Genomic DNA, 25,026 nt, shown 5'->3' on the forward strand with positions numbered 1-25,026 from the left:
TCATGGTATGCAGCCGGTTAGACGGTCAGCGATCCTTCAGTCTCAGGAAGGGAGACTCGCTCAACTGGAGATCGCTGAAGCGAGAGCGGAGTTGCTCGAGAGCGCCGAACCTGGAGATGGGCGTGTGGATCGCGAGCACATGGCCATTGTTGCCGAAATGGACCGGCCACAAAAGACAGTACTTGTTTTCAGGGGCTGGAAGACTGGAGTGTTCCTGTTTTAGAGGTGCCTCCGAGCTCATGACAGCGAGAGATGAGAGATTGGAAATCCCTGCTGACATATGGTTTTAGCGTACCGAATGACTTCAAGGCGGTCAACACTCCGGATGCTGGTTCCATCCCCTATGATGAAGTGGTGTCCGCGATCAATGAGCAGACAACCGAGAAGATTTGAGTGATGAGCTATGAACAGATCATTGCACCTGCGCCTCCGGCGGAGCTGATCTTCGGCGACTGGTATCCGGGGCTGCGCTCTGGCGATCTGCGGGCGGGCAGGATGACGCAGGCGCTTCTGTTGGGCGTCCCGTTGGTGCTGGGCCGCAAGCGCGATGGAAGGATCTTCGCGATGCGCGATCTCTGTCCGCATCGCGGGATTCCGCTTTCGGCGGGATGGTTCGATGGTGAGAATGTTCAGTGCAAGTATCACGGCTGGAAGTTCGAACCGTGTTCCGGGCAGTGCACTGAGATTCCCTCGCTGACGAAGTTCGAGATTCTCGATCCCGGAAAGATCTATGCAGGTGCCTATCCCTGCGAGGAGCGGGACGGGTATGCGTGGGTCTATCTTCCTGAGCCAGGTTCGGGGCGGCTGGCCGGATCTGTGCCGCCAGTTCCGGAGCTTCCGAAGTTCTCCGATCGATATCGCAGCGCGCACCTGGTGGCCGATCTTCCCTGCAACGTCGATCATGGGATCATCGGGCTGATGGATCCTGCGCATGGGCCGTTTGTACACCAGGCGTGGTGGTGGCGCAGCCGGGCGAGTATTCACGAGAAGGAAAAACACTTCGAGCCTATACCGCAGGGATTCCGAATGTCATCGCATGCTCCCAGCGCGAATTCGGCTCCTTACAAGCTGCTTGGCGTGTACGGTGAGCCGATTACCACGACGATCGATTTTGTACTCCCGAATCGGCGTTACGAGACGATCCGTGCCGGCGCAAAGTGGTTCTCAAGCCTGACGACGATCACGCCGGTTACCGCATCGACGTGCCGGATCGATGTGATCGCGGCGTGGAATGTGTTTTACAACGTTCCGTTGGTGACTTCGATCGCACGGTTCTTTGGGGCGCGGTTCGTGCGTCAGGACCAGGAGACGATGATCGAGCAGGCGCAGGGGCTGCGGTTCCATCCGGCGCTGATGCTGATCGACGATGCAGACAAGCCAGCGAAGTGGTATTTCGCGCTGAAGCAGGCACGGCTGAATGGAACAGACGAACATCCGCTCACGGGGCCTGTAACGTTGCACTGGAGGAGTTAGGTACCCTCCCCCTCCCATCGATTTGTTGCAAAATCTTCCGATAAAAAGACTTAGCTTTGGACCTTCGAGGGACGCCTCCCTACGGGTCTCTCTCTCTCTCTCTCTGGAAAAACGAATCCCCGGCAATGGTCGCCGGGGGATTCCTCTTCTTTTAAGAAGAGCAGGTGGAAACCAGGAAATCGGCAGAGTCTATCTACTCTTTTATCTGCTAGTTGCATCGTTTCAGGGCTTGACAGGCTTTTTCTGGGCATCGGGAGCGAATGACTCAATCGTTACCTCTATATCGAGATGACGGGTGCTGTCGGGGACGTCGAGGGAGCCGATGGTCAGTGGTTTGCCGAGTGTCAGAAAAGACGTTCCCTCAACCAGAGACTGCCGCACTATGGGATCCTGTGGAGCTACGGCAGATTTCTCTTCTGCCGTGCTGGAGCGCTCTACCCTTGTCCTGAGGCTCGCGCCACCTTCTGCTTCGGTGAGAGTGGCCTCGAAGTTCATGCCTACATCAATGTAAGTGACTGTGGAGCTGGCGGGGTTTTTGTTGTCGCTCACCATGATCGGCACCCTGCTACCTTGCTTCATCAGCGTTCGTTGGCCGGCGACAACAATCATGGAATAGTGCTGTTCCCCGATGCGCTTCGTGCTGTCCCTGTCGATGATCGTGTACGTCAGGCGATAAGTATTCCTCCGAGGATCGAGCTCGTTGAGGATCTTCTCGGCAAGCGCAAGCTGGTCGGGAGTCGCCTCTATAAGGAAAGCATTTTGCGACCGGATGAATGTGATCTTGGCTTGGGGTGTAAGAGTATTGCGCAACGCCTCAAAAATTTCGTTCCCGTCCTGCATCTGAGTGGTGTTTTTGAGGTGGTAGGTCTGGACGGAAGTGGGCTCGCGCTGCGCGGAGCTGGGCTGTGACCATGCGGCGGTCGCGCTCATGATCAGGATCAGTGCGGCTTTGAGGATTCCATGGGTACGGTTCATTGTTCGCCTTTCGCGGTCATTGTGCCTCATCGGTCTTTTCCGTCTTTTTTGGATCAAAGAATCGTTCAAACTCACCTCTCTCCTACTCATCCTGGGCTGCTCTTCTGGCGGAGCTCAGCTCAGCGAGCTGAACATGGGGCTGCACACGTGCAATTTGCAGCAGAAGTCTTTCCTGCCTGGTCAGGGGCATGGGAGGCGGAGGGATGTTGGCGGGACGGATTGCGGCGGATTCTGCGGCATCTGCATCGGCTGTGGTCCGAATGTGCGGCATTTTTCCATGCCGTTTCGAACAGAGGCTTCGCGTAGCGGCGCCGGTGGTCTGGGTATTTGGAACCTCGCCAGCGGATTCTTTGGCAGAGTGCAGATTTGCGGTATGAGAGTTTCTCTGCGTGTCCGCCTGTTTCGCAGGAGGGCGGCGTGGGGGACCGATGAGGGTGAGGATAACTGCGCCCACCGCCGCCAGTGCGAGACTGCATGCGGCTGGTGTCCTGTAGCCCGGGATCGAGAGCCAGCGCCAGCGCGATCGGGTCCGCAGGTTTGCCGGATCTTCAAGTGCCTTGAGGATGCGGCGTTCCATGCCCGTGGGAGCGGGAGAGTCCCGCAGACCGGCCAGCACTTTGGTGATTGCATCTTCAGAATTCTTCATTTCCTCCCTCCCTTCTCGAGCCTCTCCCGCAGACGGGTTCGGGCACGGGAGAGCAGCCCACGGACGGCCGATTCGGTTTTCCCCAGAACGGTAGCGATCTCTCTTGTATTCAGATCTTCAAGCGACGAGAGAAGAAGGACGTGGCGCTCGACCTTCGGCAGTCTCTCGAGCTCGCGCAGAACGGCCTGCATACGCTGAGCCTCGTCGAGCGCCTTTTCGGCGGAGATGCTGGTTGCTGCAAGGGTCTCTGCGAGGACGACGTCCATCTGATCAGGCTTGATACGCCGGCGTCGGTCGATGGCGAGGTTCCAGGCGATGCGGACCAGCCAGACACGCATCTCCCGCACTTCGGGCAGAGATCGCTGGTGTTCGAGGACGCGAACGAAGACGTCCTGAACCATGTCCTCGGCCTCTGCCTGAGAGCGCAGGAGCGAGAAGGCGACGCGGAAGAGAAGCGTGGAGTATGTCTCTACCAGAGCTGTCAGGTCGATCTCCGAACCGGCGCTCCTTATGGAAGACAATACCAGGCTATATTCCTCGATCGATGCCATAGATCCCATCTATCAGGACAGACGGCGAAACCGTCCTTCCGCTCGAGAATAATTTTGGGCCGCTTGTCTATGATTGCCTGAATGCTGAATTATTTCAGCCCAGCTCTCGTTGCCCGCATGCCGATTCAGGAGATTTGCCGCAATGTCATTGCACCCTTCGGACATTCTTACGTCACGGCTCGCTCTCATCGCACTCACACCGGAGAGCGTCCTCATCGAGCAGTCAGCAGGCGGCGACTACCGCCGCTTTGGAGAACGCATCGGCTGCACCATTCATCGCGAGTGGCCTCCCATCCACTGGGAGCCGCACGTCTTCGACTTCTTCCTCAAACAGTTTCGCGAGCATCCGGACCAGGTCGGCTGGAATCGTTACGTCGCCCTGCCGCAGCCCGATGGAACGCGCACACTGATAGGCTCGCTGGGGGCCTTTAGTAAAAACGATCCTCCTGGCACCTGCGAGATCGGCTACGGTATCCTGCCTTCGTTTGAGGGCCAGGGCTTCGCTACCGAGGGCACACAAGCGCTGATCGAATTTCTACGCAGCGATGGAAGGGTCGCAAGCATCATCGCGCACACCTTCCCGTCGCTGCCGCGATCGATCCGCGTGATGGAGAAGTGCGGCCTCACCTTCGACGGCGACGGCGAGGAGCCCGGTACCATCCGCTACCGGCTCAACCTGCGCTGAGCAAGACAAGCGGCCTGTGATCCACTGGCGGACGACATTCCCTTGGAGGAGCCACAAGTAAATAGCCCATTCAAGTTTATTTCTATTGCATTGGTTATAAGATCGACCCCGGCTTTTTTGGCCACGAAGTGGGACCGCCTATCTCCCGTCGATCTGAGCCAGTACACCATCCCACAGCCTGAGCCGTGCACGCAATGCCTGTTCGGCGGCCAGAGAGGCATCTTCCCAGGCTTCGGGATGGTCTCCGCACAGATCGGAGACCATCTTCAGCGCGAGAGGTCCGTGATCCTCACCGTCGATTTCAATATGCCGTTCCAGATACCAGACGAAGAGATCGAGTTCGCCGTCGAGTGTATGACTTAGATGGCGTACCAATGACCGGAACATTGCTGGAATGGCATCTTCGCGACCGAAGGCAAATGCAGCGGCAAGTGCAGCCGGAGACCCATTGCGGATTGTCTGGAAGGTCGCCGCAACGAACTCTTTGGCCGCAGGTGGAACGTCGTCGAAGATCAATTCTCCTGGGTCGCGCGAAACGCTGCTCAGCAATCTACGGATAGGGCGGGTATCTGCCTTGGCCTGTTCCATGGCTTCGAGGTAAAGCTCAAAGTGGCTGATGGCGCGACCCTGATATTCGTCGCTCTCTTCGCCGAGGACGATTTCATTGATGAAGCGACGGCTCCTGGGGAATGGTGTCGGCACCCAGGGGACATCGACGCAGGTCAACGTCCGTTGCAATGCCTTCAGGAGACTCATGAAATCCCAGACGGCAAAGACATGGGATTCCATGAACAGACGAATATCGCTGAGATGGTGAATTCTGTTGTACAGAGAATGCGAGTGGAGTTGCTGACGCAGAGGGCTGAGACGCAACTCCATGGCTTTGATGGAGGGGGGTATTTCGGTGATCTGCACCTTCCCATTATCGTTCCAGACGAGCATTCCTTTCACCTTCGAACGTGGGCCTAAGAGAAACCGACGCTCTGACCCAGGTCTATCAGACTTGCTGCCCATCGATGAGCCTGCATGAGTGGGACGAACGGAATCTTTAGAAATCGGTGGAGACGGAGAGCGAACGCCATTGTTCGAGTTCTTTTTCGACGAAGACGTTCTTCTCGGCGATCCGGGCGAGAGTGTCGGTCCCGAGGGGAAGGCGCAGAGGTGGTTCAGGAGCATTGACCAATCGGAGGAACGCCTGCGCCAGCTTCGCGGGATCGCCGGGCTGCTGACCGCTGTGGCCACCGGCGAAGTCACGCGTCCTGCCAACGGTCTCGGCGTAATCGTCGAGACGAGACCGGGTTGTGACGAGGGAGCTTGGGTCGAGAAAGTCGGTACGAAAGAAACCGGGCTCGACGACGGTGGCGTGAATTCCGAGGGGTGCAAGCTCGGCGTGCAATGCTTCGGTGATGCCTTCGATTGCGAACTTCGTGGAGCCGTAGACTCCCCAGCCCGCGTAAGCACCGTAGCCTCCGATGGAAGAGATGTTGATGATGTGGCCGGATCGCTGTTGCCGCATGGCGGGAAGCACGGCGCGGATGAGATTGAGCGAGCCGAAGACATTGGTGCGATAGACATTTTCCACTTCGGTGGCGCTGGTCTCCTCGACGGCGCCGAGGATGCCGTAGCCGGCGTTGTTGACGAGGACATCGATGCGGCCGAAGCGGGCAAGCGCGGCATCGACGGCCTGCCGGGCCTGCTTCTCGTCGGTGACGTCGAGGGCGAGGGGCAGGAGATTGTCCTGCTGTGAGAGATAGCTCAGCGCCTCGGCCTTACGCGCTGTTGCGACGAGCCTGTCGCCTGCGGCGAGGATCGCCTTCGCGATCTGGGCACCGAACCCACGGGATGCGCCTGTAACGAACCATACCTTCTGTGCCATGATGTCCTCCTCGCGGAATATCGAAACGTCGTGTTTCGTTCTTATCTGGATATACGATACTTCCGAACTCCGAGGCGATTCCAGACGGCTCTACCGGCGCGGAGGGTGAGAGGGGCGAAGACGATTTGAAGGCATGATGAGTGGCGCATAAGGACGCAGGGCCAGATGCTGCCGGTCGTTAGGCGCGACCCAGTTCAAGATTGCGTATATCTTCTAACCTTGAACCATGATCAACCAGACCCGGGGACTGTCTTGCAGCCCTCGGGTAACGGAATCCATGGCGCAGCGGCGGATGTTTCCCTGTTCGTGCGGTGACTTTCGCTCGTACAGCGAAGTTCGCTCTCTATTGGAGACTACTTGCTCGTGTCGATCTTCAGATCGATGTAGAAGTGATTCTTGCTATCGAAGGAGCTGATGGTTTTGACATCGCTCTTCTTTCCGTTCTCTTCCGCCCAGATCTCGTAATCCGTATTCTGAGCGAGTTGGCCGAAGCGGTACTCTCCTTGATCGTTTGCGATAAAGCTCTTCACGGACCGGCCATCCTTGAGATAGACGACGGCCCCCTTGATGAAAGAGTTTGCGTGATCGGTCACTTTGCCCTGAACGATGCGCTGCACGGGACCTCGTTGCTGTGCGGCAGCCGGGACTGCGGCAACCGCAGGCAGAACAGTGGTGGCACAGAACGACGAGAACACCAGGGCGGCTTTACCAATGCAAGAGGGAAGCAAGGAGAAACCTTTCATGGTTCCAGTATACGGATCGGCTCCCGAAGGCGAATTTACTCGTCATCTTCGCTGGGCAGGTGAGAGATATCCTCATCGTCATATCTGGCCTCCTCGACCGGTGCCAGCTGAAGCGGATCGGTTGAGACAACCTCCAGCTCCATGCCGCACTCGTCGCACTGAATCGTTTCGCCTTCGTCCAGTTCGTCGTCGAAATCGAGCGGGTTATCGCATTCGGGACATAATGTAGCCATAATGAGCCTCCCCAGTGGAGCGGATGGGCTAGCCGTTCCCCGGGTCCGCTAATAATTTATCGACTCCCTGAGACGGGGCGTCAAGCTTAACGATGATCCATGCTGATCTTTCCTTCGAAGGATTCGCCCATTACCTGGTTTCCCCACTCGGCTGCCTTGTCGTCCACCGAACCGTGGGGCGTCTAAAACGGGAACTGGTCTGAGGTCACTAGGTCGAGCACAAAGGCGCGTGCTGTGATGAAATAAAAGAGACGAATCACCATGCGCCGTACCGGATCCATCCCGCTCGCTTTGCCCTCCTTCGGAGGAGCCGTACGCAGGCTGATCCTGCTGAATGTGGGGGTGTTCTTCGCACTCGCCCTGCTTTCATGGGTATCCCCTGGTCTGAATCGCATTTTGACGGCCCATCTGTTACTGGAGCCACTCGCGGTTGTTCGGGGGGAGTTGTGGCAGCTCTTCACCTATTCGCTGATTAATCCCGGAATTCTGTCCATTGTTTTCAGCATGCTGACCCTTTGGTTTACTGGGTCGTTGCTTGAGGGAAGTTACGGCAGCCGGTGGCTTACGGAGCTTTACTGGAGTTCGGTGATTGGCGGAGCGGCGATAGCCTCGGCGATCTCGTTCACGCACGTGTTCGGCCTTCGGCCCGATGCGGTTGCTGTAGGGGCGTGGGCGGGTATCTTCGGCCTTCTTGTGGCGATCGCCATGCTTTTCGGAGACCAGGAATTTCTGCTCTGGTTTCTGGTCCGAATCAAGGCGAAGTATATGGTTGCGATTTATATCCTGATCGCGATCGCCGTTCTGCTGAAACAATCCGATAATTTTGGGGCCCTGTTACAGCTTTCGGGGGCTCTCGCCGGTTTTTTGTTTGTACGTTTTGCTCCGCGCCGGGGACTCGCGTTCGGTGTGACGGAACGGCTGTATGGTTTACGTAACAGTTACTACCGGTACAAGCGGCGCCGGGCAGCGCGAAAGTTCGAAGTGTATATGCGGAAACAGAATCGCGAGGTACACTTTGATAAGGACGGACGCTATATCGATCCAGACGAGCTCCGCCGTGATCCAAACGATAAACGCTGGATGAATTAAAAATTTTTCCGAACCGCATTTTATAGACCGAGAGGCTCGTTCCTCTATAATTGCGAAATTAGTTCTGACGTTACAGGCAGCCGCACCGCAGAGCATTCCCCCCGGGTCTACAGTCAGTAACCTTCCCAAAAAAATTCTGTCCTTGGCGTATTAACCAGTCAACAATGGCTTGCACGAAACAGCCATCAAGGAGAAACGCCATCTATGCCACGCACCCTCCCCATGCTGGCCCTTATTGCCTTGTCCGCAAGTACGTTTAGCTATGGACAAGGTTCGAATACGCGCTACACCATCGTGAAACTCAAGGCGCCTGCGCCAGTGACGCCGCCGCCAAGTACGCCGACGACTCCACCTGCTACCACTCCGACGGAGCCGACGACTCCTCCAACGACAACCCCGACGGAGCCTACAACTCCGCCCGCAACGCCTCCCACGGAGCCGACGTCTCCTCCGACTACCACTCCTACAGAGCCCACCACTCCTCCGGCGACGACCCCCACACCGTCTGCTTGCAGTGTGATGGATCTCGGCGCGGGTGCGAATCTGAATGGCTTCGTTCCTTTTCAGGCCAACAGCGCGTGGCGGCAGAACGTTGCCAACGCGCCAGTCGATGGCAATTCCGGCAACCTGATCAACTTCATTGGAGGTTCCAGCCTCCGCGCAAACTTCGGTTCCGGAACCTATGATGGAAACATCATCGGGATTCCCTATACCGTAGTGAGCGGCTCACCCTTCACCACAATCAACTACAACTTGTATGGCGATGAGAGCGATCCGGGCCCCATGCCCATCTCGACCTCAACGCTGATCGAAGGCGCTCCAAATCCCGGGGATGGAGATCGCCACGTCCTCGTCCTGGATCGCGATAACTGCTGGCTCTATGAGATCGGCGCCGCTTCCCCACAGGGAGACGGAACATGGCAGGCCGCGGCCGGAGCGGTCTGGGATATGCTCAACGAAAACGCACGTCCATTCCGATGGACCTCTACCGATGCGGCTGGTCTTCCCGTGTTCCCGGGCCTCGTGCGATATGACGAGGTTGCAGCCGGCCACATCGATCACGCAATCCGTGTCACGCTTAGTCGCAGTCGTCAGGCCTTCGTGGCTCCGGCTTCGCACTGGGCGCCTAACTCGTCCGATCCGAATGCCGCGCCCATGGGCATGCGCATGAGGCTCAAGGCAAACTTTGACATCTCATCGTTCCCTCCGCAGGCTAAGGTCATTCTTACCGCGTTGAAGAACTATGGCCTGATCAATGCCGACAATGGCAGCAACATGTTCATGATCGGCGCGCCTGACGACCGCTGGAACAACGATGACCTCAATTCGCTGAAGCAGGTTCCTGCGTCGGCGTTTGAGGTGGTGCAGTCCGGAACGGTCTACACCCCTTCGAATGTTCCCAGCGGCAGCGCTCCCAACATCACCAGCTTTACCGCCGACAACGCGACCGTTTCGGCCGGCACGGCAGTGACGTTGAGCTGGGCTGCTGACAATGCAAGCTACTACATCGTCTCGCCCGAAGCCGGGGCCGTACGCGGACACAGCGTTACGGTTCATCCGACGACGACGACAACCTACACGCTTTACGCAACCAACCAGTTCGATCGAAGCAGCAAGACCATCACCATTACCGTGCAGTAGTTATTTCGCAAGTCGCGCCAACCAAAAGTGCCGCGTTCTGTTCTTCAGGGCGCGGCACTTTGGCATGAGCCGTACAAGATGGGGTGATTCCAGGCATGGGAGCCGCTATAGTTTCGTCATGAACGAACGATGGTTGCTCGTCGCGGTTGCTTTCACTTCCGTTTCCCTGTCCATGGTCCATGCGCAGTCGTGCGAGGAACTCTCGAGTCCAGCTTCACGAAAGACCGTCATCCAGAGTGCAAAAGCAATCGCAGAGGGTGATCTGACCGTGGGGTCAGGTGGAAAGAAGATTCAAAGCCTGCCTGCGTTCTGCCGCGTCGCAGTGATCCTGAGGCCGACGGCTGATTCCGAGATACATGCGGAGATATGGCTTCCCTCCTCCGGCTGGAATGGTAAATACATGGCCGTCGGCAGTGGCGGATGGGGAGGTTCGTTGGCCTACGATGCCATGGCCGAGGCCCTGCGCAGGGGATATGCGACCAGTGCGACCGATGATGGACACACGGGACCAAGCGCCAGCTTTATCGTGGGCCATCCGGAGAAGTTTATCGACTTTGCCTACCGTGCCGAACACGAGACGACGACCGAGGCGAAGGTTTTGATCAAAGCCTTCTATGGTCGTCCCCAGCGCTACGCGTATTGGAACGGCTGCTCCGGTGGTGGTCGTGAGGGGCTGTTACAGGCTTATCGCTTCCCGGAGGAGTTCGACGGAATCATCGCCGGCGATCCGGCAAACGTTCGACGCAATGCATGGGCGCTTTGGCTGGCGAATGAGACGTTCAAGGACTCGCGGGACTTTATCCCACCGGCGAAGTATCCGATGATTCATCGCGCCGTTCTCGACGCCTGCGATGCAAAGGATGGATTGAAAGACGGCCTCATTGACAATCCTGAAGGTTGCCATGTGGATTTCACTGTACTGACGTGTAAAGCCGGCGATCGACCTGACTGTCTCACGCCCAGCCAGGTGCATACCGCGCAGACCATTCTCAGCCCCGCGAAGAACTCCTCGGGCAAAGTACTCTTTCCGCGCCTCGAACCGGGCACCGAGCTTCGGTGGGGTCGTCTGGCGGGAGGGCCCGAGCCAGACGATTTATTTCTCGATCAGTTTCGCTATGTCGTCTATCAGGACGCTAAATGGGATTGGCGCACCTTCGATCTCGAGCGCGACTCGGCCAAGGCGAATGCAATCGACAAAGACGTCGACGAGCTTGATCCGCACCTTGCCGCCTTCGCGAAACATGGTGGAAGACTGCTGCTCTATCATGGCTGGGCAGATCAGCAGGTCGCACCTGGTTCAACGGTCGATTTCTATCATTCCGCGGCCGAGATGAGTGGAGATCCCGCACATGCATCGGAGTGGATGCGTCTCTTCATGGTTCCGGGCATGGGACATTGTTCCGGTGGAGAAGGTCCGGACAGCTTCGACAAGATTGCGGTGATTGAGGACTGGGTGGAGCGAGGCAAGTCTCCGGAGCGGATCGTCGCTGCGCATCACACTGGAGGCAAGGTCGATCGCACCCGGCCGCTCTGCCCTTATCCGCAGGTTGCGCGGTATAAGGGCGAGGGAAGCATCGACGAGGCCGAGAACTTCTCCTGCGTGTCGAAATGACGAGTGTTGTGTTGCCAAAGAGCTAGCTTCGCACGACCGTCTTCAGATGCAGCTCTCTCATCTGCTGCTCGGTTGCCGGGCTTGGCGCGTCGACCATCAGGTCGATTGCCTTTGCGGTCTTCGGGAAGGCGATGACTTCGCGCAGGCTTGAGGCTCCTGCGAGGATCATCACGATGCGGTCGAGGCCGAGTGCGATGCCGCCGTGTGGAGGTGTGCCATACTCAAGCGCATCGAGGAAGAAGCCGAAACGCTCCTTGGCCTCTTCGTCGCTCATACCCAGCGAGCGGAAGATCTCCGCCTGCACATCCTGACGGTGAATACGGATAGAGCCCGAGCCCAGCTCGGTCCCGTTAAGTACGATGTCGTAGGCTAAAGCGCGAACGGCTCCCTTGTCGTTGAATAAAGCGCCGGACTTGATGTCATCCTCGTGCGGCGAGGTGAAGGGATGATGCGCCGCGTTCCAGGTCTTCGTCTCTTCATCCCACTCGTACATGGGGAAGTCGGTGACCCAGAGGAATTTGAAGTCCTCTGCGGTGCCGGTCTGTGTGAAAAGGCCGTGCTTGTCAGCGAATTTCTGTGCAAGCTGGAGACGCAGGGCGCCGACGCGCTTGTAGATCCACTGCGGATCGTAGTTCCACTTCTCGGGCGTGCCGAGCTTGGGTGTGACGACGACGGTCAGGTCATCGGCTCCGGCTTCGAGCTTCTGCGTGATCGTCGCGGCGAGTGGAGCAAAGGTCTCGCTTGTCTTCAGGCGCTCGGTGTCGAGCAGGTCGAGCCCGCTCTCGCCGAAGCCTGCGCGCACTTCGCTGATGAGCTTCTTCCGCTCGGTGCCGCTGAGTCCGCCGGCCTTCGGGATGATGAAGCTGAGGACGGGCAGCTTCTGCTCGATCTTCAGCTGTTCGCGAAGCTCGGGTGTCAACTCATCGGTCAGCTCTACCATCGCGGGCAGGCGCATGTCCGGCTTGTCGATGCCGTACTGCCGGATGGCTTCGTCGTAGGTCATCTGCACGAACGGAGCCTTGAGCTCGATACCTGCCGTCTTGAAGGCGGCGGTGAGGAAGCCTTCGACCACGCGGAAGACCGTCTCCTGCTGCGGAAAGGTCATCTCAAGGTCGATCTGGGTGAACTCCGGCTGACGGTCCGCGCGGAGGTCCTCATCGCGGAAGCAGCGTGCGATCTGAAAGTAACGGTCGAAGCCCGAGATCATCAGGATCTGCTTGAAGATCTGCGGAGATTGCGGCAGCGCATAAAACTCGCCCGGATGGATACGGCTGGGGACGAGGTAGTCGCGCGCTCCCTCGGGAGTGGAGCGCGTCATAAATGGTGTTTCGATCTCGAGGAAGCCGTTTTCGGAGAGATATTCGCGAATGGCGCGCGCGACCTTGTGACGCAGGGCGAAGTTACGCTGCATCTGCCCGCGACGCAGATCCAGGTAGCGATACTTCAGCCGTACCTCTTCGTTGGCAATGTCGTCCTCTGCAGGGGAAAACGGAGGCGTCTTCGCCTCGTTCAGCAGCAGAAGATCTTTGGCGACCACCTCGATGGCTCCCGTGGCCATGTTCGGATTCTCGAGGCCGGCTTCGCGCCGGCGAACCTTGCCCTTGACGGCAACCACATACTCAGAGCGCGCTGTCTCAGCTTTCGCGTGCGCTTCGTCCGCAAATTCCTTGTCCAGTACGACCTGGGAGATGCCTGTGCGATCGCGTAGGTCCAGAAAAATGAGGTTGCCGTGATCCCGACGCCGGTTCACCCAGCCCATCAGAACCACATCCTGTCCGTCCTGCTCCACACGGAGCTCGCCGCACCGGTGGGTGCGCTGCAAGTTGCCTAAAAAGTCGAGGGTCACAATCTCTCTATTGTACGAAGCTTCGGGCCGAATCGCTAAATACGCTCGGCATGGGCCTGGATGTATTCGTCCAGCGAGTGGTCGGGGCCGATGTAGTGGAACTCCTCGGCGTACTCGAGGCCATATCTGGCCCCCACGCGCTTGTCCCGCTCGATAAAGGTGGCCTGAATGTAAGCGTCGCTGGCTGCGTCCTGGCTGCCGGTGAAGGCAGCTACCCGCAGGCCACGCCCGGCCAGCGACTCATTCGTGCTGCGGACCATGTTGGTAATCATGTTCTTGCAGGAGCGGATGTAAGTGATCTTCTGCTGCAGCGTGGGGCCTATGTCAACGACCCGGTTAACCATTTGCGGGCCGCGCGCGAAGTAGTACTTCTCGCTGACTGAGTGGGCCTTCAGCCCGGCCTCGAACTGCTCCGGGAAATCGAGATGGTCGCCGGACATCCAGCAAGCGGCCTCGACGGCCTGCGCGGTGACGTAGTGGTCGGGGTTCTCCTCGTAGTGTCCCCAGGGGTCGTAGCTAAGCACGGTATCGACCTTCAGCGGGCGAAAGAGGAAGATGAGGCGCACACGGATCTCCATGCGCGAGACGTCGTCGAGCCCATGGTTGCGGTAGTTCAGGTCGTAGCACTTTTTCAAGCCCGCGACCTTGACGAACTGTGCGGCGTCCTGCTCGTTTGCGAGCACCGTTTCACCCAGTGTCAGGTTGTAGGAGTCCTTCTCGTCGTTGCTGACGCGGATGAAGTAGCCGGTGTAGCCCTCGTTGAGCAGCTTGGCCACGGTGCCTCCCGCGAAGATAGGCCCGTCGTCGAGGTGTGGCGTAATCAACGCGAAGACCTTGCCTCGGCCGGGCTGGTTGGCATTGGCTCGCTCGATGACAGGCTGGGCTGCTGAGGTCTGAGCACCGGCCTGCGCAGCACCGGTGAGACCAGCAGCCGCAGCCATTTTGAAGAACCCTCTGCGTTCCATCAGGCCTCCTTATGCAATCAGGATCACGAGCTCAGCGCCGTAGCCAGATCTTCGCGGGGAATCTTCTCCTGTTCGCCTGCCGCGAAGTTCTTCACGGTAAACAGGCCGGAGTTCACCTCGTCTTCGCCTACGATCACCATCTTGCGAGCCAGTTTGTCGGCGGCCTCGAACGACTTCTTGAGGCGGAAGTTGCCGTCACCTACTTCGATAGTGAGTCCGGCCCGGCGTAGCTCGCGAGCAAGCTTCAGCGCCGCGGGATTCTGCGCCGCGCCCATGGGGGCAACGAAGGCGTCGAGCTTGGCTGGCTGCTTTTCTGCGGCCTGCGCCTGCAGCGTCAGGATCAACCGATCCTCGCCGATGGCGAAGCCGATGCCCGGAGCCTTCGGGCCGCCGAGCATTTCGCTCAGGCCGTCGTATCGGCCACCGCCGAGCAGAGCGTTCTGGGTGCCGAGACCGCTGCCGTCAGGCACGGTGAACTCGAAGGTAGTTCGGGTGTAGTAATCGAGGCCGCGAACAAGGCGCGGGTCGATCACGTACGGCACGCCGCACGCATCGAGCGCGGCCTTCACCTGGTCGAAGTGTGCACGTGAGTCGTCGCCGAGAAAGTCGGCGATCTTGGGGAGGCCGTTGATGATCTCCTGATCGCCGGGCTCCTTCGAGTCGAGGACGCGTAGCGGATTGGTCTCCGCGCGGCGCTGATTGTCCTCACACATCAGGTGCTTTACAGGGGCAAGTGCTTCGCGCAGCGCCGCGCTGTACCGCGTTCTATCCTCGGCAGATCCGACCGAATTCAGCGCCAGCCGCCACCCCTTCACGCCCAGCTCATCCAGCAGAGTTGCGAGCATCTCCAGCACCTCGGCGTCGCGTAGAGCTGAATCGGATCCCGACCATGGCGGTCCTAATACTTCAGCGCCAATCTGCCAGAACTGACGATATCGGCCACGCTGCGGCCTTTCGCGGCGGAATTGGGGGCCAATGTAAAACAGCTTCTCGAGCATTCCGCTGTCGGCCATGCCGTGCTCGATGTAGGCACGCACGACGCCGGCAGTATTCTCCGGGCGCAGCGTCAGGCTCTGGCCCTTGTCGCTCTCGGCTCGCCCGCGATCCTCCCACGTGTACATCTCTTTGGAGACGATGTCGGTCTCTTCGCCCACGCCTCGGGCGAACAACTCCGTCGCCTCAAAAAGAGGTGTGCGAATCTCGCCAAAACCATACCGCGCAAAGACCGCTCTTGCCGTGGCTTCTACGTGATTCCAAAGTGTGGTGTCCGGGGGGAGGAGGTCCCTGGTCCCGCGTACTGCCTTGATCGTTGCCATTATCTTTCAGTGTAGCGAAATTCGACGCGTCTGCTTCGTTACATTGGATAAACGATCAGCTCGCAGGTCCCGCTATGACAGTTCAGAAACCCTTTGCGGAGCAGATGCGCATCCGAATCCTGCGGGATCCAGCCCACCAGGTTTGCCCGCTTGACCATCGCATCTTCGTCTGCTGACGACTGGCCCGAAGCTGATCTACTAACCAGTGTGACTCTTCCTTTCTCGATGAGGAAAGAATACTCCAGCGTGAGATTCTGTCCCGCCCTGGAACCAACATGGATTGCCCTCTGTTTCGTGAGTTCGCCCTGCATGTTTACGGAGTTGGTAAGGCCATGTTTTTTCAGAATATCTATCCGTTTTCGCAGTTCTGTGCTGATGAGGTCTGGTCCCTTCGTCGGCGCTCCCTCGGGCATTGCGTCGCGGGTGGTTGCAAACGCAAGGGTATAGCGATGCAGCGCCTCCTGTTTTTGCCCTCGCTTCTCTGCGAGCTCTCCCCAGTGAAGCCCTACTTCCGCGCTCTGACTGTTGTTCCATGAGGCTTGAAGGTAGCTCTGGGACTCATCGAGTCTTCCTTCCCGGTAAAGCGTCCACCCCAATGTGTCCCAGGCGGCGATCAATAACGCTTGCTTCCCCTGTACCTTTTTCGCGTCTTCTTCTGTCGCGTCAAGTCTCCATTCTTTTGAATCTGCGGTGAGCGCATCCACAGCTTTCCTTGCGCTCTTCTCCGCCAGTTCCAGATCGATTCCCGCGTTCGCCAGTTCGTCTGCGCCATTATTTAACAGAGAAGGGTCGGAGGTTTTAGCCAGCGCCGAGGCTATAGTCTTCTCTCCAGCGGCGGTTTGTCCCGATCGTAACTGAACTCCGCCGAACTCGATCTGAAGCCTTAGGTCTTCAGGCGATTTGACGGCTAACGATTCGACTATAGGAAGCGCTTCGTCATACTGTCCTCTGAAGGTGAGCACGGCTGCGAAGAGTTTTCGGTCGTCGTCTGTTGCTCCGTTCTGTCGATTGAGAGCTCGCAGAGTTTTTATCGCATCGTCAAAATGTGCAGTATTCATCTGCGCCTGTGCCATGGCGTTGTAAACCCACAGTGTGTCCGGATTGAGGGCAATATCTTTTTTATAGGCCTCTATGGCATTGGCCCAGTTGTGCCGCTGGAAATTGATATACCCATAGGTGCTCCAGAGGCTCTGCTGCTTCTCATTAATCTTTTTGGCTTTGTCCAGTGTCGCCTCGGCGCTGTTGAGTTCGCCCCGCTGCACCTGCTCGTAGGCCTCGTGCACGAGTTTTGCCGCATCGTCGGAACCTTGTGCGGTAGAAGATTTGTTTTGAGGAGTGCCGATCAGCTGGATAAAGGATTCTCCATCGCCGAGGGTCGCATCGAACCATTTCTTGTAGCTCTTCCAGTCCGCAGCGGGAATCTCCCGCTGAAGGACCTCTATTCTCCGTTCCGTCGTCAGAGTCTCGCCCTCAATCTTGTAGGTCTTGTCAAAGGCCGCGAAGGACGATTTTTGATGAACCGCCGCCGGAAGCTCCACGCCCCAGCCGTCGGGAAGCTGGATGATGGACACCGAGGTTTCCACTCGCGGCTCTCCTAGTTGGATGGGCACCTTCTTCGGAGGGTTCTTGTCATCGACCGAAGACAGAAAGACGACTGGGAAGAGGGGAACAATCCTGTGGTTATCCCAATCGCCCGTCTTCTCGCGCTCGTAGCTGTAGGTCAACTTCACGGGGTCTGCCGTCAGGTCCGGGCGGCTGGCATCCGGGCTGCTCGTGGTGCCCCCAAAGCCGAGTCCCTGCGATAGACGTTGAATCAGCTCATTCCATTGTCCGCGGGGGACCTGCCGCAGCAGAGTTCGCATCATCAACTCATCGTCTCCGCGCTCCGTGAGCTCGATCTGCGCCTTCATGGTGCCGTCCTTTGTCAGTGTCCCTTTCGCAGTGAACTTCGAGAACGATTGGAACGGCAGCCCCACCGGCGTTCTTTCCATCCTGGCTGTTCCCATCGCCGGAACCACCAGTGCCTGCTTGTCGCGAATCGGGGAGACCAGCATCCGATAAGGGGCGAGTTCCGAAGTGGAATCCAGCCAGATCGGCGTTCCAGCGGTGGGAAGGAACGTAATCATGTGATTGAATGCCGCCGGTGAGGGTACTTCTTCGTTCATCCTGATGCCGGCACCGATCAGCGCTGCCTGTGGATGTAGTCCGGCCGAGGAAAGCATTGCGGCGAGAAGCGTGTGCTTGTCCTTGCAGTCGCCGTACTGGTTTCGCAGAACTTCGCTTGCTGGGTGCGGCTGGTAGCGCCATACTCCGAATGCGACTCCGATGTAGCGAATCTGGGTAGCTACGAAGCTGTAGAGTGCTTGCGCCTTCTCTGCCTCTGAGGGCTTTCCAGCAGTGAGCTCCGAGACCTTCGCTCTTATGGTTTCATTGGGCCTAATGCGGTCCGCTTCAAGCTCACGATACCAGGCGCCAACGGCCTCCCAGCTTTTGAAGGTCGTCCATGCCATCGTCGGCAGTTCGCCTTTCGGGTCAATCTCTCTCTGAACTGCCTTGCCGTCCTTGCCGACGGTAGGCTCCAGATGAGAGCCGGTCCACCGGTAGACCACCTCGTCTGCAGTCTCTGTCCTGGTCGCAGGGTGTTCCGGGCTCCAGACTTTCACGTACGTGGCCTTGGGTACGCGCAGTTCCACGCTCTGATTGAGGATAACTGCCGAGCTTCCGAAGGTCTCCTGTCCCCAGAATTCCCCTGGAACTTCAGCCTTCGTGTCCAGAATTCGGACCTTGTACTCCAGCCGGTCCCCGACCTGCAGATTACGAACCGGGATCTGCTTCTCTTTTAAATCACTGTAGAAAGGAGCCTGACGTGTAACCTCCTGGGGCATCTCCTGCGCATCGGCCGCGGGGGTTTCCACCAGAGAACCATCCGGCTTTCTGACGCGCACATAGTCGACTTCCACACGCTGGCTATTCCCAGTAAAGGGAATTGTCAGTACACCGTATTGGCGTGCCGTCGCGTCGGACTGAACCAGGTTGATCGCGCTGATTTCGCGAGAACCAATTCCGTTCTCACCGTACCGGTAGATGGTATCCATCCGTTCCACGACAAGGGATTCTGCCGAGTAGTCGGGCTTCGGGTTCGATGGTCGGCTCACATCCTGAGGATTGAGATGTGCTTCATTTTGGGGGGTCGCGGAACTCCCACCGGCATCCTGACCCATACTCGAAATCGTAGGCATCACCAAGGCAAAGGCAAACAGAGCAGCAGTAAGACGCATATCTGTAACAGATACCGCACATCGAAGCAGTAAGCTATGAAAATGTTAGTTGGGCGCGGGCCAATCCCGCCTGTCGAGAGAGCGCCCACATTTGCCTGACCAGGAGAGATAATTCAATGACTTACGTTGCGGATGCCAAACGATACGAACGAGCCGAGTTCCGACGCTGTGGAAGGTCCGGTATCGTTCTTCCTCCCGTATCGCTCGGGCTTTGGCAGAACTTCGGCGGAGCCGACGTCTTCGAGACTGGACGTGCCATGGTTCTCCGCGCCTTCGATCGCGGGGTTACTCACTTCGACCTCGCCAACAACTACGGCCCGCCGTATGGCTCGGCTGAGGAGAACTTCGGTCAGATCCTCCGCAAAGATCTCCAACCGCACCGCAACGAGCTGATCGTCTCCACCAAGGCTGGTTGGGACATGTGGCCTGGGCCCTACGGCATCGGCGGTTCGCGCAAGTACCTTCTCGCCTCGCTGGACGACAGCCTTCGCCGTATGGGGCTCGACTACGTCGATATCTTCTATTCGCACCGGCCAGATACGAATACTCCGCTTGAGGAGACCATGGGTGCGCTGGTCCAAGCGGTTCGGCAGGGCAAGGCGCTTTATGTCGGCATCTCCTCGTATAGCCCGGAGCGCACGTTGGAGGCCGCTGATATCCTGCGCAGCGAAGGTGTTCCATTGTTCATTCATCAGCCGTCCTATTCCATGCTCAACCGCTGGATCGAGCGCGAGTTGTTAGGGACGTTGGATACGATTGGCGCGGGCTGTATCGCGTTTTCGCCTCTCGCGCAGGGGCTGCTGACGAGTAAGTATCTTGGCGGTGTTCCGCAGAACTCCCGCGCCAGCCAGGAGGGTTCACTCAGAAAGGACTTTCTCAGTGAAGAGAATCTCCAGAACGTTCGTGCTCTCAACGAGATCGCGCAGAGCCGAAACCAGACGCTTGCCCAGATGGCCATAGCCTGGGTGCTGCGCGATTCACGCGTTACTTCGGCCCTGATCGGTGCGCGCAACGTGGACCAACTCAACGATTCGCTTGACGCGGTCAAGAATCTCCATTTCACGGAGGCGGAGTTGGCGGCGATCGACAAGCACGCGAAAGAGGGCGACCTGGATCTTTGGAAGGAAGCCCGAGAGGGGACAGCCTAAGCTGGGAACAAGAGGCGGGGCTAGTGCGGTCCCGCCTCCTTACGTGTCATGATCGCTTCGAGGTTGCTTTTATCAACCAGCGAGACCCCCGTGTCCACAAAGGATGGGAAGTGGGCGAACGGGTCCAGTTCGTAGTCGCCTTTCATTGGATTTTCGGCAGGGTGATGGTGAATCTCGTCGAGAGCTTTCAACCCGATGTACGCCATGGTGTAGGGTTTCTGCGAGATAGTGGAGTCGGCGACGCCGTCCTTGATCAGCTGGAGGGTTGCCACATCTGTATCCATTGCCACCAGCAGCCGTCCGGGCTCGCCATTCGCACTTGCACGCCGCAGCGCTTCGCCGACATCCCTGCCAGAGGAAGACTGCAGGCTGACGAATGCGTCGATCCGGTCTTTGCCCTTCCGCGTTAAATATTCGGTCGCCTTGTCAAACGCCAGACCGGAGTCACCCTTCATATCGAAGACTTCGACCACCTTGATGCCGGGATAGGTGGAAAACGCGTCTTGGTACCCCTTGAGTCGCTCATCCAGATTAGGCTGACCGGGCATGGTGAAGAAGACAACGTTCCCCTTGCCGTTGAGTTGGGCGGCTAGCCGCTGACCGCCGAGTCTTCCAGCTTGCAGATTGTTTGTGCCGATGAAGTAGAGCCGTTTGCTTGAAGGTGCATCGGAGTCCATGGTGATGACCGGAATTCCGGCTGCAATTGCCGCATCGATCTCCGGTCCAAGGAGCGCTGGATTTGTTACGGAGACCAAAATTCCCGCGGGCTTCCGCGCAACTACTGTGCGGAATTCCTGTACCTCGGCTTCCGGATCGAACCTTGCCGGGCCGCGCATCTCCGCTGTAACTCCATATTCCGCCGCGGCCTTGGCGAAGCCTTCGCCTGCATTCTTCCAGTATGGAAGCTCAACATTCACTGTAATCAGGTAGTAATGTTCGTCTTTGTGTCGTGTGCATCCTTCAAGCAGAGGAAGCACGCATATTAACGCAACGATCATTCTTCTGGTCCACATGCTCATCTGGAAGTCCTCCAATGAGACATGCTGTCCGAACATCACTTGGCCCGATCTGTCGGGCAGCACCGAGGCTGCAAGTCGCGGCGGCCTGATCATACGCCTAATGCATGACTGGCGTATGCAGGGCGTTCAACATGCACCGGCGAGCCGGTTCTTCTAGAATTAGATGCAGCATGGTTTTGCCGTTTGTCCGCGAGCTCCTCGCAGATTTGGAACACTCCGATGCCTTTGAGCGTGTACGCCGCCATCTGAGCGGCGGATCGGGGCGTCGTCGTGTCTCTGGCCTTACGTCTACTGCACGTGCCCTGTATCTCCCTTATTTTGTTCGCGCTGCGCAGGCACCCGCGCTCGTCGTGGTGTCAGACAACAAGGCCGCCGAGGCACTGCATGCAGCAGTTCTGGCTGCGTGCGAGCTCACCGGCGTACTCGATCCGGCCCAGGTGCTGCGGCTGGCCTCCCACGATGTTCTTCCCTTCGAAAACCTTTCGCCCCACTCTGAGATCCAGGAGACGCGAGCTTCGGCGCTCTGGAAGATCTGCGTCGGACACCGGACGCCGCGGCTGGTGATTGCTCCTGTCGAATCGGCCTGCATGCGTCTCTTCGGTCGTGACTATTATGCAGCGTTGGCGCTGCACCTGCGCACCGGTGAAGAACATATTCCCGAGATGCTCGTGGAGCATCTGCTCTCCGTCGGCTACACACGCGTCGATGTTGTCGAGATGCCGGGACAGGTGACAATTCGAGGCGGCATTATTGACGTGTACCCGCCGGAGCAGGAACGTCCTGTCCGAATCGATTTCTTCGGAGACGAGATAGAATCGATCCGTCGTTTCGATCCCGAGACGCAGCGGTCGAGTTCTGCGCTCGATGAAGTTCTACTTCTGCCGCTTACCGAGACGCCTGTCACCGAGAAGTTGCTGTCTGCGATCAACGCCCGCTTGACTCGTGCCGGAGCGGCCGGGGCCGCTCTTGAAGGCGGTGAAGAACCGATCGAGCTACAAACCCATGTGGCCACACGTACCGGGGAAGCCACGATCTTTCCCGGATGGGAGTTTTTTGCTCCTGTGGCCGGAGCGAAGCAGACTCTTCTCGATCTTCTCGGTGCCTCAACCCGTGTCTTCGTCGAAGAGCCCGCGATGGTCAAGAACCAGGGCGAACGCTGGTGGAACAAGGTAGAGCAGAGACATGACCGCTCGGGAATTGGCTCGCTGGTGCGGCCAGAGGACATCTATCTTTCCCCATGGGAGCTGGAGGATCGCCTGCGCCGAACGACGGGCTGCGATCTCGATCAGCTGGGCGCGGTTGATGTTCTTGACGCGGACAGGAGCGAGCTGTCAGAGATCGAATTCGCAACGCGCCCCACGCAGCGTTTCCACGGCTCGATTCCTGCCCTGATCGATGCGATCAACGCCCTCATGCGGCAAGAGGCACGCATTCTGCTGGCAGCCGCGAATCAGGGCGAGGTCGAGCGTCTAGCCGGTTTGCTGCAGGAATACCAGGTGCCGTACCGGCTCGGCTCCCGTGCGGATCAGCAGGGATCCGCCACGGTCTATTCAGAGTCCAGTTATCTGGCGGGTGATCTTCGCACGCCGGTTATCGTGAAGACTCCTGTCGCAACGGGAGTACAGATTCTCGATCTGGATAAGACAACCGCACGGCAGGTTGTTCTCTTTGGCGCGCAGGATCTCTCCGACGAAGCGGATGTAACAGCCCGTCCTGTACGTCGTGGCCGTTCGAAGGCATCGGCGTTCATCTCTGATTTTCGTGATCTTCGCATCGGTGACTATGTTGTTCACGTCGAGCACGGAATCGCGCGCTACATGGGCTTGCGTGTCATCGAAGAGAATGATGCGCCGCCGCTCGAGCTGATGATCCTTGAGTTTGCTGACGAGGCGAAGCTTTACGTTCCTTTGACGCGGCTCGATCTTATCCAAAAGTATCGCTCTACCGAGACAGGACCTGCGCCACAGCTCAATAAACTGGGATCACAGGGCTGGCAGAAGACCAAGGCTCGCGTCAAGAAGGCGATGGCCGACATGACCGCGGAGTTGATAAAGCTGTACGCGCAGCGAGAGGCCGCGCAGGGGACCCCCTTTTCGCCAGACACTAACATGCAGCGCGAGTTTGAAGATGCCTTCGATTTCAGTGAGACCGATGACCAGCTCAGCGCGATCGCCGACATCAAGGCGGATATGGAATCGACGCAGCCCATGGACCGGTTGCTCTGCGGCGATGTGGGCTATGGCAAGACCGAGGTAGCGATGCGGGCGGCCTTCAAGGCCGTGCAGGATGGAAAGCAGGTGGCGGTGCTTACTCCGACGACCGTCCTCAGCTTCCAGCACTTCGAGTCTTTCAAGCGCCGGTTCGCGAATTTTCCCGTGAACCTTGAGATGATCTCGCGTTTTCGTACGTCAAAGGAGCAGAAGGAGATTCTCGAGCGGGTCGCCGACGGAAAGGTCGATATTCTCATCGGAACCCATCGCATCCTCTCAAAAGACCTGAAGTTTCAGGATCTCGGTCTGCTGGTTGTCGATGAAGAACAGCGTTTCGGCGTGCGCCACAAGGAGCGTTTGAAGCAGATGCGCGCAGCCATCGACGTGCTCTCCATGTCGGCGACGCCGATCCCGCGCACTCTGCATATGTCACTGATCGGTCTGCGCGACATGAGCGTTATCGAGACGCCGCCGAAGGACAGGATGGCCATCCAGACCATTGTCGCCAAGTTCGACGAGAAGCTGGTGCGCACGGCAGTAGAGATGGAGCTCGAACGCGGAGGGCAAGTGTACTTTGTGCACAACCGCGTCGAGTCGATCTACGATATCGCCGCGAAGATCCGTGAGCTCGTGCCACAGGCTCGCATCGTCATTGGTCACGGACAGCTTCCCGAGGCAGAACTCGAGCGCGTGATGCTCTCCTTCATGAACCATGAATACGATGTGTTGGTTGCGACCTCCATCATTGAGAACGGTCTCGATATCTCTCTCGCAAACACCATCATCATCAACCGCGCGGATCGTCACGGTCTCAGCGAGCTCTACCAGCTTCGCGGCCGTGTGGGCCGATCGAATCGCCGCGCCTATGCGTATCTCCTGATCCCGCCTGAGACTGAGCTGACAGAGATTGCGCGCCGCCGGCTTGCTGCGCTGAAGGAGTTTTCTGACCTGGGAGCCGGATTCAAGATTGCCGCGCTCGATCTCGAGCTGCGCGGCGCAGGGAACATGCTGGGAGGCGAACAGAGTGGACACATCGAGGCGATCGGCTTTGAGATGTATACGTCGATGCTCGAAGAAGCTGTGCGAAAGATCAAAGGTGAGGAAGACAGACCTGCCCACGCAGCTACCGTCGTTAATCTTGGCATCTCGGTTCGCATCGACTCCGACTACATCCCCGAGGAAAATCAGCGGTTGCGGATGTATAAGCGCATCGCTGGAGCTGAGGACTATGCGGCCCTTAAAGATGTTCGCGCCGAGCTGCAGGATCGCTATGGCCCCTTACCGGACTCGGTCGAAAACCTGCTTACCGCGGGAGAGATTCGGTTGCACGCGCAATTGCTTGGCATCGCGCAGATCGACCGCAAGCGCACCCAGCTGGAGCTGAATAAGGTCAAGACGTTCGTGGAGATGCTGCACGTGAAATTTGCCGACCGCGAGGGCGATACTTCGAGCAACGCCATTGATCCAGGTGTGCTAATGAAGCTGGTCAGCCGCAATACCAAACGCGGCGCTCAGTTCACCCCCCAGGGTATTTTGCGGTGGCCTCTTACCAGCGCAAAGGCTGAAGACGTACTCGTCGAAACCCTGACTCTGTTGGAGTCGCTGGATACCACCAGCGCCATTGTTGTTTGAAGTGATTGATGTAGAGGACACGCGAGGGCCCTTGTGGAAAATAATGTGGCCAAAAGGAGCAAAATTCTGCACTTTTCTGCTCCATTAC

The 25,026-nt window shown here is 58.1% G+C and carries 20 protein-coding genes; 8 read left to right on the plus strand and 12 right to left on the minus strand.

The annotated features are described in order from the left end of the window. Positions 1-252: 252 nt before the first annotated feature. Both BDD14_RS31885 and BDD14_RS16170 read left to right on the plus strand, forming a co-directional pair. On the plus strand, positions 253-393 hold the full coding sequence (locus BDD14_RS31885; RefSeq protein WP_165420111.1) for a hypothetical protein: 141 nt from the start codon (positions 253-255) through the stop codon (positions 391-393). Between the two features lie 3 nt (positions 394-396). Then, positions 397-1,473 (plus strand): Rieske 2Fe-2S domain-containing protein, encoded by a 1,077-nt coding sequence (locus tag BDD14_RS16170; protein WP_130419706.1) that lies wholly within the window; start codon positions 397-399, stop codon positions 1,471-1,473. A 222-nt stretch (positions 1,474-1,695) separates the two neighbouring features. Here BDD14_RS16170 and BDD14_RS16175 read toward each other — a convergent pair whose 3' ends face one another. The 3 genes from BDD14_RS16175 to BDD14_RS16185 form a co-directional block, all read right to left on the minus strand. Continuing rightward, on the minus strand, positions 1,696-2,448 hold the full coding sequence (locus tag BDD14_RS16175; protein WP_130419707.1) for a hypothetical protein: 753 nt from the start codon (positions 2,446-2,448) through the stop codon (positions 1,696-1,698). An 82-nt stretch (positions 2,449-2,530) separates the two neighbouring features. Next, positions 2,531-3,094, minus strand: coding sequence for a hypothetical protein (locus BDD14_RS16180; RefSeq protein ID WP_130419708.1), 564 nt, complete (start codon positions 3,092-3,094; stop codon positions 2,531-2,533). After that, positions 3,091-3,645: an RNA polymerase sigma factor gene (locus BDD14_RS16185; protein ID WP_130419709.1), complete on the minus strand. Its 555-nt coding sequence runs from the start codon at positions 3,643-3,645 to the stop codon at positions 3,091-3,093. The genes BDD14_RS16180 and BDD14_RS16185 overlap by 4 nt, the downstream gene beginning before the upstream one ends. Positions 3,646-3,787: 142 nt before the next feature. Here BDD14_RS16185 and BDD14_RS16190 point away from each other — a divergent pair, with 142 nt between their 5' ends. Beyond that, positions 3,788-4,330: a GNAT family N-acetyltransferase gene (locus BDD14_RS16190; protein WP_130419710.1), complete on the plus strand. Its 543-nt coding sequence runs from the start codon at positions 3,788-3,790 to the stop codon at positions 4,328-4,330. Positions 4,331-4,468: 138 nt separating this feature from the next. On the opposite strand, the gene BDD14_RS16195 is transcribed toward BDD14_RS16190, so the two are convergent. From BDD14_RS16195 to BDD14_RS16210, 4 genes are all read right to left on the minus strand, one after another. After that, positions 4,469-5,272 (minus strand): DUF3050 domain-containing protein, encoded by an 804-nt coding sequence (locus BDD14_RS16195; protein ID WP_130419711.1) that lies wholly within the window; start codon positions 5,270-5,272, stop codon positions 4,469-4,471. 106 nt (positions 5,273-5,378) lie between these two features. After that, on the minus strand, positions 5,379-6,206 hold the full coding sequence (locus BDD14_RS16200; RefSeq protein ID WP_130419712.1) for an oxidoreductase: 828 nt from the start codon (positions 6,204-6,206) through the stop codon (positions 5,379-5,381). Positions 6,207-6,559: 353 nt separating this feature from the next. Then, positions 6,560-6,949, minus strand: coding sequence for a carboxypeptidase-like regulatory domain-containing protein (locus BDD14_RS16205; protein ID WP_130419713.1), 390 nt, complete (start codon positions 6,947-6,949; stop codon positions 6,560-6,562). A 35-nt stretch (positions 6,950-6,984) separates the two neighbouring features. Continuing rightward, on the minus strand, positions 6,985-7,182 hold the full coding sequence (locus tag BDD14_RS16210; RefSeq protein WP_130419714.1) for a hypothetical protein: 198 nt from the start codon (positions 7,180-7,182) through the stop codon (positions 6,985-6,987). Positions 7,183-7,443: 261 nt separating this feature from the next. On the opposite strand from BDD14_RS16210, the gene BDD14_RS16215 reads away from it, so the two are divergent. From BDD14_RS16215 to BDD14_RS16225, 3 genes are all read left to right on the plus strand, one after another. Further along, on the plus strand, positions 7,444-8,271 hold the full coding sequence (locus tag BDD14_RS16215) for a rhomboid family intramembrane serine protease (RefSeq protein ID WP_130419715.1): 828 nt from the start codon (positions 7,444-7,446) through the stop codon (positions 8,269-8,271). A gap of 204 nt (positions 8,272-8,475) precedes the next feature. Beyond that, positions 8,476-9,912 (plus strand): hypothetical protein, encoded by a 1,437-nt coding sequence (locus tag BDD14_RS32440; RefSeq protein WP_207231756.1) that lies wholly within the window; start codon positions 8,476-8,478, stop codon positions 9,910-9,912. A gap of 64 nt (positions 9,913-9,976) precedes the next feature. Further along, a complete protein-coding gene (locus BDD14_RS16225) occupies positions 9,977-11,524 on the plus strand; it encodes a tannase/feruloyl esterase family alpha/beta hydrolase (protein ID WP_242617991.1) in 1,548 nt (515 codons plus the stop codon). Between the two features lie 22 nt (positions 11,525-11,546). Here BDD14_RS16225 and aspS read toward each other — a convergent pair whose 3' ends face one another. Genes aspS through BDD14_RS16245 form a run of 4 tightly spaced genes read right to left on the minus strand, consistent with a single transcriptional unit; the run spans position 11,547 to position 18,929 of the window. Then, on the minus strand, positions 11,547-13,370 hold the full coding sequence (gene aspS, locus BDD14_RS16230) for an aspartate--tRNA ligase (protein ID WP_130419717.1): 1,824 nt from the start codon (positions 13,368-13,370) through the stop codon (positions 11,547-11,549). A gap of 35 nt (positions 13,371-13,405) precedes the next feature. Next, the gene (locus BDD14_RS16235; protein ID WP_130419718.1) at positions 13,406-14,335 is read right to left on the minus strand and encodes a PIG-L deacetylase family protein; all 930 of its coding nucleotides are present in this window, start codon (positions 14,333-14,335) and stop codon (positions 13,406-13,408) included. Between the two features lie 23 nt (positions 14,336-14,358). After that, on the minus strand, positions 14,359-15,651 hold the full coding sequence (gene hisS, locus BDD14_RS16240) for a histidine--tRNA ligase (RefSeq protein WP_130419719.1): 1,293 nt from the start codon (positions 15,649-15,651) through the stop codon (positions 14,359-14,361). Between the two features lie 38 nt (positions 15,652-15,689). Then, positions 15,690-18,929, minus strand: a complete 3,240-nt coding sequence (locus BDD14_RS16245; RefSeq protein ID WP_130419720.1) for a DUF3857 domain-containing protein — start codon at positions 18,927-18,929, stop codon at positions 15,690-15,692. A 116-nt stretch (positions 18,930-19,045) separates the two neighbouring features. Here BDD14_RS16245 and mgrA point away from each other — a divergent pair, with 116 nt between their 5' ends. Next, the gene (mgrA, locus tag BDD14_RS16250) at positions 19,046-20,077 is read left to right on the plus strand and encodes an L-glyceraldehyde 3-phosphate reductase (protein ID WP_130419721.1); all 1,032 of its coding nucleotides are present in this window, start codon (positions 19,046-19,048) and stop codon (positions 20,075-20,077) included. A 20-nt stretch (positions 20,078-20,097) separates the two neighbouring features. Here mgrA and BDD14_RS16255 read toward each other — a convergent pair whose 3' ends face one another. Further along, positions 20,098-21,096, minus strand: a complete 999-nt coding sequence (locus BDD14_RS16255; RefSeq protein ID WP_242617992.1) for a substrate-binding domain-containing protein — start codon at positions 21,094-21,096, stop codon at positions 20,098-20,100. Between the two features lie 170 nt (positions 21,097-21,266). Here BDD14_RS16255 and mfd point away from each other — a divergent pair, with 170 nt between their 5' ends. After that, a complete protein-coding gene (mfd, locus tag BDD14_RS16260) occupies positions 21,267-24,938 on the plus strand; it encodes a transcription-repair coupling factor (RefSeq protein WP_130419722.1) in 3,672 nt (1,223 codons plus the stop codon). Positions 24,939-25,026: the final 88 nt, after the last annotated feature.

Origin of the sequence: Edaphobacter modestus (assembly GCF_004217555.1) — a bacterium.
Lineage (GTDB): Bacteria > Acidobacteriota > Terriglobia > Terriglobales > Acidobacteriaceae > Edaphobacter > Edaphobacter modestus.